This is a genomic window from Flavobacterium sp. R1_16, from assembly GCF_057652095.1.
Map to the genome: position 1 here is coordinate 165,429 of NZ_JBYFCG010000005.1, position 18,839 is coordinate 184,267.

13 protein-coding genes are annotated in these 18,839 nt (G+C 34.5%); 7 read left to right on the forward strand and 6 right to left on the reverse strand.

Features of this window, described 5'->3' with window-relative positions:
• Positions 1–92: 92 nt before the first annotated feature.
• The 5 genes from AC23L6_RS09945 to rlmB all read left to right on the forward strand — a co-directional run bounded on the left by AC23L6_RS09945 (position 93) and on the right by rlmB (position 6,816).
• Positions 93–3,317: a SusC/RagA family TonB-linked outer membrane protein gene (locus AC23L6_RS09945; RefSeq protein WP_487562026.1), complete on the forward strand. Its 3,225-nt coding sequence runs from the start codon at positions 93–95 to the stop codon at positions 3,315–3,317.
• Positions 3,318–3,328: 11 nt separating this feature from the next.
• Positions 3,329–4,768 (forward strand): SusD/RagB family nutrient-binding outer membrane lipoprotein, encoded by a 1,440-nt coding sequence (locus AC23L6_RS09950; protein WP_487562027.1) that lies wholly within the window; start codon positions 3,329–3,331, stop codon positions 4,766–4,768.
• A 26-nt stretch (positions 4,769–4,794) separates the two neighbouring features.
• On the forward strand, positions 4,795–5,508 hold the full coding sequence (locus AC23L6_RS09955; protein ID WP_487562029.1) for a BT_2262 family domain-containing protein: 714 nt from the start codon (positions 4,795–4,797) through the stop codon (positions 5,506–5,508).
• Positions 5,509–5,518: 10 nt separating this feature from the next.
• Entirely contained in the window at positions 5,519–6,016 is a 498-nt protein-coding gene (locus AC23L6_RS09960) for a lipid-binding protein (protein WP_487562030.1), read from the forward strand.
• Between the two features lie 65 nt (positions 6,017–6,081).
• Positions 6,082–6,816, forward strand: coding sequence for a 23S rRNA (guanosine(2251)-2'-O)-methyltransferase RlmB (gene rlmB, locus AC23L6_RS09965; protein ID WP_487562031.1), 735 nt, complete (start codon positions 6,082–6,084; stop codon positions 6,814–6,816).
• Positions 6,817–6,818: 2 nt separating this feature from the next.
• Here the strand turns inward: rlmB and AC23L6_RS09970 are convergent, their stop codons facing one another.
• Complete coding sequence (locus tag AC23L6_RS09970; protein ID WP_487562032.1) at positions 6,819–7,595, reverse strand: rhomboid family intramembrane serine protease; 777 nt, start codon at positions 7,593–7,595, stop codon at positions 6,819–6,821.
• Between the two features lie 177 nt (positions 7,596–7,772).
• Here AC23L6_RS09970 and AC23L6_RS09975 point away from each other — a divergent pair, with 177 nt between their 5' ends.
• Positions 7,773–9,050 carry a replication-associated recombination protein A gene (locus AC23L6_RS09975; RefSeq protein ID WP_487562033.1) on the forward strand — a complete coding sequence of 426 codons (1,278 nt, stop codon included), beginning with the start codon at positions 7,773–7,775 and terminating at the stop codon, positions 9,048–9,050.
• On the opposite strand, the gene AC23L6_RS09980 is transcribed toward AC23L6_RS09975, so the two are convergent.
• The 5 genes from AC23L6_RS09980 to AC23L6_RS10000 are packed head-to-tail and all read right to left on the reverse strand — an operon-like array spanning position 9,051 to position 13,297.
• A complete protein-coding gene (locus AC23L6_RS09980; RefSeq protein WP_487562034.1) occupies positions 9,051–9,797 on the reverse strand; it encodes a hypothetical protein in 747 nt (248 codons plus the stop codon). It lies immediately after the preceding gene.
• Between the two features lie 2 nt (positions 9,798–9,799).
• The gene (locus tag AC23L6_RS09985; protein ID WP_487562035.1) at positions 9,800–10,486 is read right to left on the reverse strand and encodes a YjjG family noncanonical pyrimidine nucleotidase; all 687 of its coding nucleotides are present in this window, start codon (positions 10,484–10,486) and stop codon (positions 9,800–9,802) included.
• A 24-nt stretch (positions 10,487–10,510) separates the two neighbouring features.
• Positions 10,511–11,203, reverse strand: a complete 693-nt coding sequence (gene radC, locus AC23L6_RS09990; protein WP_487562036.1) for a RadC family protein — start codon at positions 11,201–11,203, stop codon at positions 10,511–10,513.
• Positions 11,204–11,216: 13 nt separating this feature from the next.
• Positions 11,217–12,572 (reverse strand): UDP-N-acetylmuramate--L-alanine ligase, encoded by a 1,356-nt coding sequence (locus AC23L6_RS09995; protein ID WP_487562037.1) that lies wholly within the window; start codon positions 12,570–12,572, stop codon positions 11,217–11,219.
• A gap of 29 nt (positions 12,573–12,601) precedes the next feature.
• On the reverse strand, positions 12,602–13,297 hold the full coding sequence (locus AC23L6_RS10000) for a tetratricopeptide repeat protein (RefSeq protein ID WP_487562038.1): 696 nt from the start codon (positions 13,295–13,297) through the stop codon (positions 12,602–12,604).
• Between the two features lie 270 nt (positions 13,298–13,567).
• On the opposite strand from AC23L6_RS10000, the gene AC23L6_RS10005 reads away from it, so the two are divergent.
• Positions 13,568–18,823, forward strand: coding sequence for a GEVED domain-containing protein (locus AC23L6_RS10005; protein ID WP_487562040.1), 5,256 nt, complete (start codon positions 13,568–13,570; stop codon positions 18,821–18,823).
• Positions 18,824–18,839 lie beyond the last annotated feature (16 nt).

An 18,839-nucleotide genomic window follows, 5' to 3' on the forward strand; every position in this document is an offset into this window, starting at 1 on the left:
TTTTGTTAAATGTGAATAAAAAAGTGCTTCTAAGATTAGGAAACTTAACAATAAATTAAGACTTTTGAACAACTAATTCAAAATAATTAAAAATGAAACTAAAGTTTAATGGATTCTTAACACTTCTTTTAGTGTTAGTAACGCAAATTACATTTGCGCAAGACAGGACTGTAACTGGAGTTGTTACCGACGAAAGTGGGCTACCAATTCCCGGTGTTAACGTCTTAGTTAAAGGAACGTCAAACGGAGTGCAAACCGATTTTGACGGTAAATTTAAAATTGCCGCTAGCCAAGGACAAACATTAGTCTTTAGCTTTCTCGGCATGAAAACGCAAGAAGTTGCCGCTTCTTCAACTAACTTAAAAGTAAAGTTGAAAGATGATTCTGTTCAACTTGAAGGTGTAGTTGTTACCGCCTTGGGTATTAAACGACAAAAAAGAGAACTTGGTTATGCGACAGCAACCGTTTCAGGAAAAGAGTTAACTGAAGTAAACAATACAAACGTATTTGGATCTTTATCAGGAAAACTTGCAGGGGTGGATATTAGTGCACCAGCTCAAGTTGGAGCTTCTACTAAAGTTGTAATTAGAGGATTTAACTCTTTATCTAGAAGTAAAGAAGTACTCTATGTAGTTGATGGTACTCCTATTAACAATTCTTCAAACGGCGTAACTGGAGTAACTTCTGTTGATAGAAACTATGATGCAGGAAATGGAATTGGTGATTTAGACCCAAACAACATTGAAAGCATGACTATATTGAAAGGCTCCGCCGCTACTGCTCTTTACGGCTCTAGAGCCTCAAATGGTGCGATTATAGTAACAACAAAAAGCGGGAAAAATAATAGTAAACTAAAAGTAGATTTCTCTTCATCTATAGATTTTTCTGAGGTTGCAAGGGTACCTCATTTACAGTATGACTTTGGACAAGGTTGGTTTGGACAGGGCTACTCTGGATTTGAAACACATGGATCTGCAAGTGCTGAAAACGGTTCTTGGGGACCAGCTTTCAATGGAGAATTGCGTCCATGGGGAACAATCGTTAACAACTCTCAGCAGATAAAACCTTATGTTGGTCTAAAAAACAATGTGAAAGATTTTTATGATATTGGAAATTCTTATACTAACAATTTTAGAGTTAGCGGAGGAGGAGAGCATTCTACTTTTTCATTAGGTTTTTCCGATGTTAATTCAAATGGAATAGTGCCTACGGATGCTGATTTGTATTTAAGAAGAAATCTAAATTTAGCAGCAGGTCTTAATTCTGACAAACTTGATGTAAAAATTAATATTAATTACATCAATAAAGATCAAAATGCTGTTAATACAGGACAAGGTGATGATGCAGGAGAAGGTCAAACATTAGTTCAAGAATTATTACAAATTCCATCAGATGTGAGTGTAGTTGATTTAAAGGATTATAAAAACAACCCTTTTAATACCCCCAGTAATTATTTTTCCCCTTACACTTCTAATCCTTATTTTGTAATCAATGAGAACTCAACCAATATTAAGGGGAATAGATTATTTGGTAATACTAACTTTGTATATAAATTTACACCTAAATTCTCTGCTACTTATCAAATTGGAGGGGATTATAGGATAGAAAAAGTTAAAAGCTATGGAGCTGTAGTTAAATATGATGAAGGGTCTTCACAAGATGTGAATCAAACTATTCCAACTGTAGGTGGAGTTACAGAAAAAACAGCACAAAGAACAGAACTTGATTCTTATCTTAACTTTAATTACAATACTAAAATCAATGATGATTTTGAATTTAATGGCATGGTCGGTTTTGCGGCCAATCAGAGACAATCAGATCAACTTCTTGTTAGTATCACCAATCTAGATTTGCCAAATTATTATGAAATATCTAACTCTGCTGTAAAGCCAGTAGTTGGTCAGACAAATAGTATGTTTAAAAGTTTTGGAGTATATACCTCTTTGGAAACATCATATAAAAACAGAGTGTTTCTAACATTAACAGGAAGAAATGACTGGTCATCAACACTACCGGTTAACAATAATTCTTATTTCTATCCTTCAGCTGCGATAAGTGGTATTGTTATAGACAATAACACTACTTTCTTAAAATTAAGAGCGGGTGTTGCTAAGGTTGCAAATGATACAGAGCTATATCAGACAGAATCAAGCTATCTACAAGCTGTTGCTGGCGCAAATTATGGATTTATTAACTTCCCGTTTGGCGGGGTAAATGCTTTTGAATATAGCAGTAATTTAGGAAACAATTTATTGAAGCCCGAAACCACAACTGAAATTGAATTTGGATTAGAAACTAATTTATTTAATAAAAGAGTTACTTTAGACGCTTCTGTCTACAACAAAAAAACAGTTGATTTATTGTTCAAAAGAGATGTTTCTGCCGCTACAGGTTTCTTAACACAAACGGCTAATATTCTAGATTTAACTAATAAAGGAGTAGAACTAGTTTTAAACTTAGTTCCAATTGATTATAATAATTTTAGATGGGACATCAACACCACCTTTACCAAGAACATGAGTAATGTTGATCGTATTATTGATGGCAAAACTAATTTGGAATTAGTTCAGTCAAGAGGAGTTACTTTCAATGCTGTATTGGGAGAGCCTCTTGGAGTTTATAAAGCAAAAGTCCCCAAAAAGAATGCTGCTGGTCAATATATTGTTGATAGCAAAGGATATTATGTTGAAACAGCCGAACAAGAATCTATTGGCACGTCACAAAGAGATTTCGTAATGGGATTACAAAATAAATTCACTTACAAAAATTTAGCCCTATCATTTGGTTTCGATTGGAAGCAAGGTGGTAAAATGTATTCTGAATCCAAATATTTATCCTATTTTACTGGAAATGGTATAGAAACAACTTACAATGATCGTAACACTTTCATAATACCTAATTCTGTACAAGAAGTTGTAGATTCAGAAACCAAGGAAGTTACTTATGTAGAAAACACCACAGCCATCAATTCTCAAACTGGGACTGTTAACTCTGGAGCAACTGTTACAGGTTTTTACAATGCTCAAAACAATTCAACTATTGCAAAAGACTTTTTGATAGATAAAACTTTTATTCGTTTGAGAGATATATCATTAACATACAGCATCAAATCTGAAGTTTTGAAGAGAGTAGGATTATCAGCAGCATCAATAAGTGTTTATGGTAAAAATTTAATGTTATGGACACCAGACAAAAATGCCTATGTAGACCCAGAAATTTCTACCTTTGGTTCATCAGGTATTCAGAGTGAATTTGGAGAATCATATGGTACACCCTCTCAAAGAACTTATGGTACTACTATAAAACTAACATTCTAAACGAAAATAAAATGAAAAAAATAATTATAAGTATATTCATGTTATCAATGCTTTTTATGGCATGTGATACCAATTTAGATATCAATCGCGATCCCGATGCATTATCTGAAGTGCCTTTAAAATCTCAACTACCTGCGGGTATTATTGGAGTGATTGGTGCTGAAGGGTCCTATTATGCACTTATTGGAGGATTTTGGTCTCAGTATTGGACACAAAGTAATGCTTCTAATCAATATAAAGATGTTGACAGTTATCTCATAGGAACAAGTGATTACTTTGGAGCTTGGAGAAATATGTATGATGCATTAGGCGACATTAGAAATGTAAAAAGAAATGCTCTAGCCGCAGAAAATTGGAATTATTTTCTAATTGCTACTGTTTTAGAAGTTCAAGCTTCTCAAGTTTTAACTGATTTTTATGGTTCAGTTCCATACAGCGAGGCTAATAACATATCAATTCTTGAACCCAAATATGATTCTGGTGAGGATATATACGATTTCATGATTGCTGATTTAGATTTAGCTTTGTCAAAAGATTTATCAACATCTAAAGGTGAAGTTCCTGGTTCAGATGATTTAATTTTTGGTGGTGATTTGGACAATTGGACTAAATTTGCAAATACTTTGAAACTAAAAATTTTTATGAGACAAATCAATAGCTCAAGATCTGCTATTGGAATATCTGGAGTCAATTCATTACTTACTAGTGGTGTTGAATTTTTAAATGTTGACGCAGCTGTAACTCAATTTGAAGATGCTCCTAGTTTGAGTAACCCTTTGTATGAAACAGATAGAAGACAATTAAACACAGCAACCAACCTAAGAATGAGTACTACTTTATCTTCTTATTTTGTTGAAAATAACGACCCCAGAAAAGCAAAATACTATGGAGCAGGTGTTGCTTTAAATCAAGGCGATTTTGAAAGTCAAGTTCCTGTTGCTTCATCTGTTGCCGTTGTAGAACTTAGTGCCACAACACCAGCCTATTTGATGAGCAAAGAAGAAAGTCTATTTTTACAAGCCGAAGCTCAAGCAAGATATGGTAGTGGTGCGAAGGAATTATATGATGCTGCAGTTATAGAAAATTTTAGCAAATATAATTTAGATGGTTCTTCATTTGTAGCCAGTGATGGTGCTTATGAATTTCCTTCATCAGGTACTTTGGAAGAAAAAATAGAAGCTATAATAACTCAAAAATGGATTGCTGCATTTCCAGGTAATGGATTTGAAGCTTTCTTCGATACTAATAGAACAGGATATCCTAGAACATCTTTAGTACCTCAAACCGATCCAGGTTATATTCCTGGTCAATTAGTGTACTCAATAAATGGTGTAACTCCTGGAAAGTTATTCCCAAAAAGAATAGTATATCCTCAAGAAGAAACTAATACTAATGGCAATACTCCTGCTTTATTAAAAATAACCGAACCCGTTTGGTGGGCAAAAAATTAAAAATTATGAAAAAAATATTTATAACATTGTTTTTATTCAGCGGTTTACTCTTCGTAAGTTGTGAAAATGAAGACACAGCTAACGTATCAAGAGTAACTAACTATCCATTGATATCGGTTAATGGTGACGATCCAATCTTTGTTAAAAAAGGAGACACTTACACTGATCCTGGTGCAATTGCTACAGAAGGTGGAAGTGAAATATCATTCACTACTGTATCATCTGGTAACTATAGAGGGGCATCATCTTTAAATACAAATTTAATAGATTCTTACAGTGTAATATATACAGCAACCAATAAAGATGGATTCAAAGCTTCTGGAACCAGAACAGTTTGGGTATACAACAATGGGGATTTAATAAACAGCATTGAAGGTATATATACTTCCACAGTTCTTAGAGGTGGAGCATCTTCTGCTCAATATACAGACATGGAGTATGTTTTAATTTGGAAAAATGAAGATGGAACCTATCAAATGTCGGATGGTCTTGGAGGATACTATAACATTGGTAGAAACTATGGTGTAACATATGCCGCTGGACCAGCAATAATTACTGCCAATAACATTGCAACAAATGATTTTTCTGTCACAGATTATGCAGTTGGATTGTTTGGAGGTAATGCAGTTGTATCTGGATTCACCGTAGATCCTGTTGCAAAAACAATTAGTTTCACATCAACATGGGATGGAAGTTCAAACGGTACGTTTAAAGTAACATTAACTCAAGTTCAACCTTAATATCATAAAAATGAATAAATTAAAAAACAATATAATAAAAATACTTTATGGTATTCTTATACTCACCGCATTTTCTTCTTGTGATGAAGGTGGAGACCCAAATCCAGGAGGAACAACTACTGGTGCATTTGCAGGTGAATGGTTTATTAATCTAACAGATAGTGAAGGTTCTCCAATAGTTGAACATGCATTACATTCTACATACAATACCTCAGCAAATGACAATACCATGTGGATTGATGACCACTCTAATGGATATTGGTTAAAATGTAAAGTTACAGTAAATTTAGATAATGGTACCTTTTCAGCTACAGATGCTGAAAACCTTATCGATGGTTCATTTGTTACTATAACTGATGGTAAATTCGAAAAAGGAGCTGCAGAATCTAAGGCAGGTCATGTGGTGGATAAAATTTCATTCAGAGCTCATTTCGATTATGATGATGAAGGATATGATATTCTTTATGAAGGTCACAAAAGAACTGGTTTCTTAGAAGACGAATATTAAAAATATTCCTTAATTATTACCAAAACCATCCGCCTTTGCGGATGGTTTTTTTTTATATTTGCCCAATGGAAAAAGAACATTTAATTTTTGGAATACGAGCAGTAATTGAGGCTATTCAATCTGGTGCAGCAGTTGATAAAGTTTTTATACAAAAAGAAATCTCTAGTGAACTAATGAAAGATTTGATGAAAGTCATGAAACGATTTAGCATCAACTTTTCCTATGTTCCTGTTGAAAAATTAAACCGCCTAACTCCAAACAATCACCAAGGGGCAGTAGCAACTATCTCTCCTATTGGTTTTATGGAGCTAGAACATCTGGTAGATTCCACATTGGAATCTGGAAAAATTCCTTTATTCTTAATCCTTGATCAAATTTCGGATGCGCGGAATTTTGGCGCAATCATACGAACAGCAGAATGTACTGGTGTAAATGGTATTATTGTTCAAAAAACTGGCTCTGCTCCAGTAAATGGCGACACAGTAAAAACTTCAGCAGGAGCAGTTTTTAATGTTCCTATCTGTAAAGTTGAACATATTAAAGACGCTATCTTCTATCTTCAAGGTTCTGGCATTAAAACAGTAGCTGCAACTGAAAAAACAGAACAAACCATTTATGATGTGGCATTAAATGAACCTGTAGCCATAATTATGGGAAGTGAAGATCGCGGAATCAATCCATCTGTCTTAAAAATTGTAGATGAAAAAGCCAAACTACCTATGTTTGGAACTATTGGTTCACTAAATGTTTCCGTAGCTTGTGGTGCTTTTTTATATGAAACCGTTAGACAAAGAATTTAAAATTACTCTTTTCTCTTAATTATATATTTATTATCAAGAGCATTATACTCTACAAAATATTCCTCTGAAGTAGAATCAATACTAATAGGCAATTCTTCTGTAAATTCTGGTGAAGGTAAATTTACAAAATTTCCATTTTCATCAAATCGCTGCATGAATTTATCAGTTTGAGGGTCATAATCGGGTTGTTCCCAATCATAGCGAATCAACTTCTTGTAATCAGTCGTTTTAAAAAGTATTGAAAAAGCAAAACCTGTCATTAATCCTGATAAGTGTCCTTCCCATGAAATCCCTTCCTCTACATGGGGAAAAACATACCATATCATACTCCCGTAAAGCATAATTACTAATAAAGACAAAGCAACTAGCCGATAATACTTAGTTCGAATTCCTTTAAAGAAGATAAAACTTACTAAAACATAAACTAAACCACTTGCCCCAATATGATAGGATTCTCTACCTATCATCCATGTTAAAATTCCTGAGAATAGGATTCCATATCCCAAAATCGGAATTGATTGTTCTCTGTAAAAATATCGCAACGCAGCTATCAAAATTAATAATGGAATAGAATTGTTATACAAGTGCTCTATACTTCCATGAATAAATGGGCTACAAACTACTCCAACTAAACCCGAAAGACTTCTTGGATAAATTCCAAACTGCTCTAAATCAATATTAAATTTAATCTCAGCCCAAAAAATAACCCAAAGAAGCAATACGAATAAAAAAGGAATTGTAATAACAGAAGTAGAGAATTTAAAATGATTATCGTTCATGTCTAGTTTTATTGTTCAAAACTAGAATCAAAAATACAACCAAAAAGATTTTAATGCTATTTTGTCAGCATTTTGTTACCAATCCTATGTGTGAAGAATCTAATTTTGTTAGTAAGATTATCTGATTTCCCTTTCGTTAAAATGATAAAAAAGAGAAAAAATATGTAATTTTACCACATGCAGGCACCATTAGCAGAGAGAATTCGACCACAAAAATTAGAAGATTATATCAGTCAACTCCACTTAGTTGGACCAAACGGCTCATTGACACAACAAATACAAAAAGGTCTTATTCCTTCATTAATTTTTTGGGGTTCACCAGGAACAGGTAAAACAACCTTAGCAGAAATTATTGCTAAAGAATCCAACCGGCCCTTTTATGTTTTGAGCGCTATAAATTCTGGCGTAAAAGACATTCGAGATGTGATTGAAAAAGCAAAACAAAGCGGCGGTCTTTTCACTGCTAAAAACCCTATTCTATTTATTGATGAAATTCATCGCTTTAGTAAATCACAACAGGATTCACTACTAGCAGCAGTTGAAAAAGGTTGGATTACTCTTATAGGAGCTACGACTGAAAATCCAAGTTTTGAAGTAATCCCCGCCTTATTATCAAGATGTCAAGTTTACATATTAAATCCTTTTTCGAAATCTGATTTAGAAACATTACTGCACCGGGCAATTCAAACCGATTTACTACTGAAAGAAAAAAATATATCTTTAAAAGAAACCGAAGCATTACTAAGACTCTCAGGAGGCGACGGGCGAAAACTTTTAAATATTTTTGAACTAGTTGTAAATGCCTCTAAAGAAGATGAAATTAGCATCACCAATGAAAAAGTTTTAGAATTAGTTCAACAAAACACTGTTCTTTATGACAAAACCGGAGAACAACATTATGACATAGTTTCTGCTTTTATAAAGTCAATTAGAGGTAGCGACCCAAATGGTGCAGTCTATTGGCTTGCGAGAATGATTGAAGGTGGAGAAGATGTAAAGTTTATTGCACGTCGAATGTTGATTTTATCCAGTGAAGATATAGGAAACGCCAACCCTACAGCTTTCATCATGGCCAATACTACTTTTCAGGCTGTATCTACAATTGGTTATCCTGAAAGCAGAATTATTTTGAGTCAATGCGCGATATATTTAGCTACATCTCCTAAAAGTAATGCGTCCTATATGGCGATAGGAAGTGCCCAACAAATGGTAAAAGAAACAGGAGATTTGTCGGTTCCTATTCATTTGCGGAATGCTCCGACAAAATTAATGAAGGAATTGGGCTATGGTGAAGACTATAAATATTCTCACGATTATGATAATAATTTTGTGGCACAAGAATTTTTACCAAATGAAATTTCAGATACCGTTTTTTATAATCCAGGAAACAATAGCCGTGAAAACAGTACTCGAGAATTTTTGAAAAATAGATGGAAAGACAAATACAAGTATTAATTATAAATTCACAATTGAGATTAATTCCGAAACTAACACATTGTCCTTGTAATATTCAAAATACCAACCCTTTACTTTACGAATCAAAATCCCGTTTACATTTCCTTTAGAAGCAATGAAAGTATCTGGAGATGAAGTTTTAAAAATTGTCATCACATATTGTGGAATATTGGTATTATTAGTCAACAATTGAAATCCATGCTCAAATGGTTTTGCAAAAAGTGGCTCTGAAAAGGAAACTTCAGTTACAAGACTTTCTTTTGAAACCGATTCTTGTACCGCTGGCTTTCCAATCATTCCTAAACTCTTACTTGACGGCTGAAATTTATAGGTCTTTAATACCTCAAAATTATTGAAAGCCATTCGTAATGCCTCATTATAAGCCACTCTGTACTCTTTATCTCTACTTGTACCTTGTGGTGAGGAAAAAAGAACATTATTTTTACAATCCTTTAATTGAATGGTCAGCTTTGTGGTGAAAAGACTGTTGTTGGCAATGACATCTACATATACTTTATTACAATTGAAATCCACAAAATCCTTCGGTAAATTATCCGAGTCTAAATAGGTAACAAAACCGTATTTTTCCATGAATAATTTGGATAAGGTATTCAATTGATATTGATTTTTTTCTTTTTGAAAACTGAATTTTGACGGAATCAAAGCGTATTGAAATTCATTCAAATTTTCTTGAGCAAAAATGATGTTGAATGTCAAAAAAAGAAGACCTACTATAGCTTTTTTCATGTTTACAAATGCTGTTTTAATTCTAATAAATGACTAATTTGTTTGATTCCTTCAGGAATTGATTTTTGATGTTCATTAAATAAAATAGCGTCAAAACCAGAATGTATAGCGCCATAAATATCGGCATCGATGCAATCGCCAATCATAACACTGCTTTCTTTTTTAGCATTTGCTAGCGTTAATGCATGCTGGAAAATAATCGGATTTGGCTTTTTAACTCCAGCCATTTCAGAATTAGTTATCGTTTCAAAATAATGATTAATTCTGGCGTTATTGAGTTTATTATTCTGAATTTCTGCAAAACCATTAGTAATAATATGCAATCGATATTTGGGTTTCAAATAGTCTAAAATCTCAATCGTCCCATCAAAAAGATGATTGTATTTTGGCAAATAATGGATGTATTGTTCGGATAAAAAATTAATTTTTTCATCGTCAATTTTATACGGTAATAAATCGAAAGTATCTTTCAATCTTCCGTAACGCAACTGAAATTGAGTAATTTGTTCGGAACGATACATTTCCCAATACCTGAGATTTATTGGGATATAATGAAATAAGAATTGCTCTAAATCAATTTGAATTTGATGTTCTTTGAAAATAGTTTCAAAAGCCAATGCTGAATTTTTTTCAAAATCCCAAAGCGTGTGGTCCAAATCAAAAAAAACATCAGTTATAATAGTTTTCAAAGCAATAAATTAATTTAAGTACATTTATAAAATCCCTTCGTCAGCAAAGCTGTAATAGTGATTTTCAGTAATGATTAAATGATCTAAAATTCGGATGTCCAAACTTTCTCCTGCAAGCTTTAATTTTTTGGTAATTTGTTTATCGGCTTCACTTGGTTGCAATGCACCCGAAGGGTGATTGTGAGATAAAATAATGCTCACTGCGCCCATTTCTAATGCTGCTTTAAAAACCAATCGAACATCAACCAGAGTTCCAGTAATTCCTCCTTTACTCAACTGTGATTTAGAGAGCACTTTATTAGAATTATTCAAATAAATAATCCAAAATTCTTCGTGTGATAATTCGCCAATTACGGGTTGCATCAACTCAAAAATGGATTTGCTCGAAGTAATTTTTTGCAATTCTACTACCTCCTCTGCCCTACGTCTTCTACCTAATTCCATTGCAGCTTGAATAGAAATAGCTTTAGCTTCGCCAATACCTTTAAAATTCATGAGTTGTTGCAATGATAATTTCCCTAAGGCATTCAAATTATTATCAACACTCGAAAGAATACGTTTGCTTAACTGAACTGCACTTTCGTTCCGACTTCCAGAACCAATGAGAATAGCAATTAATTCGGCATCGCTTAACGAAGCTTTGCCTTTGTTCATCAATTTCTCTCTTGGTTTGTCATCTTCTGACCAATTGGTTATGGGAAATGCAGAATTTTCCATTTAATTACTAAATTTATCTAATTAGTTCCTTTACCTCATCAAAATTCAATCCACCATAATTCCCAGAACTCATTAGCAATAAAGCTGAATTATCAAAATTTTGTTGGAATAAAAAGTCTTTAAATGCTGCTGGATTAGTATAAATAATCAAGTCCTCACGATTAAATGCTTTTGCGATTTGCTCGTAAGTTACTTCTTCAAGTTGTTTAATTTTTACAGCATCTGGGGAATAAAAAACCACAGCCACATCAGCATATTCTAACGCGCCTTGATATTCTTTGAGAAAGGCAGCATTCAAACTGCTGTAGGTGTGCAATTCTAAGCAAGCTATTAAAGTTCGAGTTGGATATTGCTCTTTTACCGCCTTGGTTGTTGCAGCTACCTTACTTGGTGAATGTGCAAAATCTTTGTAGGCAACTTTCGTCTTGCTTTCAGCGATTTTTTCTAATCGTTTTGAAGCGCCTTTAAAACTGGCAATGGCTTCATAAAAATCGGCTTCATCGACACCCATATTTTGACAAATCCATTTGGCTCCAGCTAAATTATTCAAATTATGAGCTCCAAAAACGGCTATTGGCATATCGCCTTCTGGAGTTTCTAGAAGCGTTACACCGTTTTCAACCTTATAATTTGGGGTGGAATACGGCAATTTTCTAATTGGATTTGTGGCAGTTTCAGCGACTCTTTTTACTTCAGAGTCTTCTTCGTTATACACTAAAATTCCTCCGTTTGTAATCAATTTAATAAAAATTTCAAACTGCTCTACATAATTCTCATAAGTTGGAAAAACATTAATATGATCCCAAGCAATTCCAGAAATTAAAGCAATATTGGGTTGATACAAATGAAATTTTGGTCTTCTATCCATAGGCGAAGATAAATATTCGTCCCCTTCCAAAACTATAAAATCATTGTCTTCCGTTAGATGAACCATGGTGTCAAAACCCTCCAATTGAGCTCCTACCATATAATCAACTTCTATATTATGAAAATGCATCACATGCAAAATCATTGAAGTAATTGTTGTTTTTCCATGTGATCCTCCAATAACGACTCTGGTTTTGTTTTTGGATTGTTCGTATAAAAATTCTGGATAGGAATAAATTTTCAATCCTAATTCTTGTGCTTTCAATAATTCGGGATTATCTGCTTTAGCATGCATCCCAAGAATTACAGCTTGAATATCTGTAGTAATCTTTTCTGGGAACCAACCCATCTCCTGAGGTAGTAATCCTTTATTTTGCAATCGTGTTCTTGAAGGTTCAAAAATGGCATCGTCGCTTCCTGTCACTTGGTATCCTTTGTTGTGTAATGCCAAAGCTAAATTATGCATTGCTGCTCCTCCTATGGCGATAAAATGTGTACGCATTATCTGTTTTTTTATGTATCTGATTGTAACTATCCTTTATTGCGTTCAAAATCTTGTAAGACGAGTTTGGCTCTCTCTGGTTGCTTCATCTTATTCTTATACAAATCAGACAGTTTTTGATAGCATGTTCTTGATTTTCCGACTTCAATTGCTGCCTTGTATTGTTTCTCAGCTTCGGAATATTTTCCAAAATATTCAGCTATATGTCCTCTTGACAAATAACCATCAACAGGAGAAATTCGCAATAATTGATTAGAATACTGAATTGCTTTTGCTTCACTACCACCAATTATAGCTGGTAATTGCAAGTACAACTCTATTAAAGCCCAGCGAGCACCTATATGTTTTGGATTTAATTGAATAGCTTTTTCGAATGATGTCTTTACGTCTCCAATCATTCCAAGTGTCTTTATTTTGCTACTTTCCTTGGCTTTCATTCCTAATGCTCCACCATACTTGTAATGATAATCGGCTTCTTTTGGCATCAATTCTTTCAATTTCTGATAATAGAAAATAGTGGAATCCCAATTTTTTGAATTTCCCTCGATATCAGCAAGATATTCAAGTGTTTTTATATGATTGGGATTTTCTTTTAGAATAGCTTCAAAAACTATTTTAGCCTTAAAAATTTGCCCCTGCTGATATAGTTTTTCAGCCTTAACAAAATCATTTTGAGACATGACAAAAAATGGATTGAAAAAATACAGTAGAAATATATATTTCATTCTAAAAAATTGAAAATCAAAAGTAATGAAAATAAAACTATTTTTTCAATGCCATATAAATTCAATCACAAAAACTCCATGAAACGCACATATAATCGACAAAAAGAAAATCTTAAACAACGCGTCTTCAGCCTATTACGTTATCGTTTAATTTAAAGTTTTAAAAAGGAGTAATTCATCGAGTTTTAAGGTTAGTTACCTATAAAATTATTTTAGATATACGATTAGGAATAATTTTGTGATAAAGTGTATGATACATTAAAGAAAATTATGAAAAAGAAATTACATGTTTTTTGTTACTTAGTTATAGTTAACTTTCTGTTTACCATAAACTTTTATGCCCAATCTCCATCCGTATTTACTACTTCGGGTACCTGGGTTTGCCCACGTGGGGTAAATTCAATATCTATTGAGGCATGGGGAGGCGGAGCAGGTGGTGCTTCTACTCCTAACACCAATAATGCAAATGGCGGTGGCGGTGGCGGTGGCGCTTATGCAAAAAGAAATTTAGTTCCTGTAGTACCTGGGACAACTTACACCATTACTGTAGGTACTGGTGGGGCATCAAATTCAAACGGAACTGCATCTACAGCAACCTTTGGCCTAATAACCATAACAGCAGCAGGTGGTTCTACTGGAACAAGTTCAACAACAACAAATGGTAATGGAGGAATCGGAGGATTAGTATCTGCAAGCCAAGGAGATATAGGACTTGTTTTTGCTGGAGGAGATGGAGGAAATGGAACTTATCAACCGTCAGGAAATAATAGTGGAAGTGGCGGAGGCGGAGGCAGTGGTGCTGGTTCAACTGGTTCAGGAAATTTTGGTAGCGGTACAACAGCAGGTGGTGTAAAATTGAACTCTGGTGGTGCTGGTGGTGCTGGTGGAGTTAATGCTAACGGATCTGCTGCACCAACTGTTGTAGGAAACTATGGTGGTGGTGGTGGTGGTGGTGGTCACAGAAATAGAAGCGGTGGTGCTGGTCGACCAGGAGCTATAATAATCACTTTTACATGTCCGAATGAAACCGCAAATGCTGGAGTTGACCAAATAATTTGTAGTCCAACATCAGCTACATCGTTAGCAGGAAATACTCCTATTAGTGCAGGATTAACCGGGACATGGACTAGAATATCAGGAACAGGAACTATTACGACTGCAAATTCCCCTACTTCAGGTATAACTGGATTAGTAGTTGGTTCAGCAACATTCCGTTGGACAATAAACAATGGTCGCTGTGGCACAACCTCTGATGATGTAATCATTACAAGAACTACAATACCTTCATCAACAATAACACCATCACCCTCAAATGCATCTACTGGAGTTTGTTATTCAGGCGATGGTGCTATAACAAGTATTTCATGGGCTTCTACTGCTACAGCTACCTCATATGACGTCTATTTTGGTGCAGGAAGTTTACCTGGAATAGTTACTGCAAATGTATTAACAAACTCATATTCTACGGGTGTGTTATTAGCAAACACAACCTACTATTGGAAAATAGTTCCAAAAAATAGTTGCGGTCAAGCTGCAAGTTCAGCAACATGGACATTCACAACTTCTTCTAACATTTGTTATTGCACCCCAACCGCTGCAAATGGCATTGAAGGAACTGGGATAACAAATGTATCATACAGCACCGTAAATTATACTACAAACAATACTATTGTATATAACGATTATACTTCACAAATTGGAAATGCAATTCAAGGATCATCTTTGCCTGTAAGTGTTACAACAGCAACACAAAATAAAAAATATAACATCAAAATCTGGATTGATTGGAATAACGATGGCGATTTTTTTGATGCGGGTGAAGAGGTGTTCTCTGGAATAGTGAATTCAAACACAATAAATGGTCTCATCAATATACCTTTAACGGCATCTATTGGAAATCATAGAATGAGAATTGGTATTGCAAAACAAAATAACAAAGCCAACAAAGACGAAATTCCAATACCTTGCTTCAACGGAGACAGAGGCGCCTATGAAGATTACACTATAAACATTACTGCGGCTCCAATATGTACACTCGCACCAACAGTGAGCTCTAATCCCGTAAACCAAACAATAAATAACGGACAAAATACTACCTTCAGTGCTACATTTTTAAACTCTCCTACAAGTTATATTTGGGAAGTCAGTTCTGATGGAGGTATTAACTATACTACCATAACTAACGGGGGTGTTTATTCTACTGCTAACTCTGCAACATTAACAATAACAGCTGCTACAGGAGCAATGAATAATTTTAGATATAGAGTTTCAGCTACAAATGCTTGTGGTACATCTGCAGTTTCAGTTCCGGCAATTTTGAGTGTGAACACCACTTATTGTGCTGCATCTTCATCTTCTGCAACATATTTTATATCTGGAATATCTTCAGATGGGAACTTAAATGATACTTCAAACATGCCAACAGGATATTCATCTGGAGGTTATGGGAATTTTTCAAATATAATAATTGCAACACAAGTACCTAGTGGAGGTATAAATATAAATATTGCCTTAAGTGGAGGTGTGCAATATGTAAAATGTTTTGTGGATTGGAATGGAGATGGCGATTTTGGAGATATGGGTGAAGAGGTGTATACCTCCGGAACTACAGCTTTTGTAACTACTTCATTTGGTTTTGTTGTTCCAGCAGCACAAGCACAAGGGAACTACAGAATGAGAATACGATCTAAACAATCAGATAATACAATTGCATCATGTGGAAATTACTCTACTGGAGAAACAGAAGATTACACTATAGCTATTGTTCCCGATTGTGCCGCTCTGATTCAAAGTGTTTCTAATGGTTCTGTTTGTGGCTCTAATAATTCAGTTACTATTAATGCTATTGGTTTAGGAGGAGCAACACAATACCGTTGGTACGCAAGTGAAACGGGAGGATCTGCAGTTGCTACAACCTCAATAGGAACATACACTACTCCTTCACTAAACACATCCAATACTTACTATGTTACTGCATATAACGGTAGTTGTGAATCTTTAGTTAGGACTCGTGTTATAGCTAAGGTTATTCCAGTTCCTTCAATTATTTTTACACCTGCTTCACCAATCATTTGCGGTGAAAACACCACGATAACCATTAACGCTTCTAACGATACTGTTGAAGAAGATTTGTTTGTTGAAGATTTTGATGGACCAACGATAGGATTAACTGCAACAATTCCGACCAATACCAATGCGGGAGCCGATTCGCCATGGAGTGTAAAAACAAGTACGTATCAACCCACCACAACAGCTGTTTGGAGACCTGCAATAAATTCTGGTATAATTGGCTCAAATTTTGGATTTACTTCATCTGATTATAGCGGTGCAAATATCGTTTCAAGATACACCACAACAAACTCTCTAGACGCATCAAATTATTTGAATCTTACACTTACATTTAATCACTATTATTCATATTACGGTGGTGCTGAAAGTGCTAAAGTACAAGTGTCTACTGATGGCGGAACTACTTTTACTGACGTTGCTACTTACACCTCGGACAGAGGTTCGGCATCTAAGTTTGTATCAGAAACTATTGATTTATCACTATATAAAAACCAAGCAAACTTAAAAATTCGTTTTCAATATACCGCTGGTTGGAAGGATGGTTGGGCAATTGATGACATTAGAGTTTATGGAACAAAGCAGCTAAATACTACATTTACATGGAGTAGTTCGACACCTGTGGATGGTTTTACAGATTTAGCATGTACAACCCCATACGTAGCTCAGACTGTTTCAACTATTTATTTAAAGCCTACCTTTGCACAATTACAGGAAACTGGTTTTCCAATAACTGTAAATGCTACACTAGCAACAGGATGTCCAGTTTCTAAAGTTATAAATGTAATCAATAATTCCAAAATATGGGAAGGAAACACTAGCTCTGATTGGACAGTTGCATCTAATTGGAAACCGAATGGTGTTCCAACAGCATCTAACTGTATTATTATTCCTGACACAACAACTCCCGATCATGATCCTGTTATTTTAGGCACTAACTATGATGCATTCGGGAAAAATTTACTTATAAAACCCGATGGAAATCTTATTGTTAATTCTAACAATAATTTAACCCTTACGGATGAAACAACAGTAAATAATGATGGTACACTCTATTTAAATAACAGCGCCAGTTTAATTCAAATAAATGATAATGCCATTAACTCCGGCAACATAATTGTAAAACGAACTTCAAGACCTATGTATCGTTGGGATTATGTCTATCACGGTTCACCAGTGGCAAATGATGTAATAAGTCAAATCCCTTCTCAATATGATTTAAGGTACAAATATGTCACCAACAAAACTATAACTGGAACTTGGACACCTATTACTACCTCAACATTAGGAGAAGGATTTATTACGAGAGTAAGGAACATTGCTCCATTTAACACAACTCCAACATCAATTGATTTCAACTATGTTGGGGTTCCAAATAATGGTGTAATACCTGTTTCTGGCACAACATACGATGGAGGGCTTACAACCGCGCATGGAAATTCTAAATTACTTGCAAATCCTTATCCATGTGCCTTAGATGCTAAATTATTTTTAGACGACCCAAACAATAAACTCTTTGTTGGAGGTACTATTTATTTATGGACTTCTAACACCTACTACATTGGCACAGGTCCCTACAGTCAAGCTGATTATGCTTCATGGAATAAAACTGGATCCACAGGAGGATTACCACCTCCAGGATTAACTCCTGATGGCAAAATCGCATCTGGACAAGGATTTATGGTACAAATGATTGCAGACGGCACCCTTAATTTTAAAAATTACATGCGAATTTCTGGTTATAATAATAATTTCTTTAGACTCTCTAACCATGCTGTAGAAGCTCCTGAAAATCACAGAATCTGGTTAAATATAACTAACGAGAACTCGTTTAGACAAACCTTGATAGGATATGTTGATGGAGCCACCAATGGAGAAGATAGAAGTTATGATGGTATGACCTTATCTAATTCAAAAATTGATTTGTACTCCTTATTGAATAAAAAAGAATTAACTATTCAGGGAAGAGCTTTACCTTTTGATGTAAATGACTCTGTTGACCTAGGCTACAAAACAAGTGTTGCAGGAAAACTTACTATCGCTATTGACCATCTTGATGGGTTATTTTTAGAAAATCAAGAAATTTATCTTGAAGATAAAATTTTAAATATCATTCACGACTTGAAACAAAATCCTTATGAATTTACTTCCGACATTGGAACTTTCAATAATCGTTTTGTGTTGAGATACGCTAATTCAACTTTAGGAATCGATAATCCAAATTCAAAAATTGGCTTAACCGCTTTGATTTTGAACAAAAAAATAATGGTTCATGCAGCTAAAAAAATCAAGAAAATTGAAATATACGATATGACGGGTAAATTGATAAAAGAATATACACCTAAAATGTCAGTCCAATTTTTTGAAGACGATTTTAGCTTCGCACAAGGAATATATCTTGCTAAAATACGATTTGAAAATGATTCGATTAGCACACAAAAATTAACTAATAATAACTAATAAAAATGGCACTTAA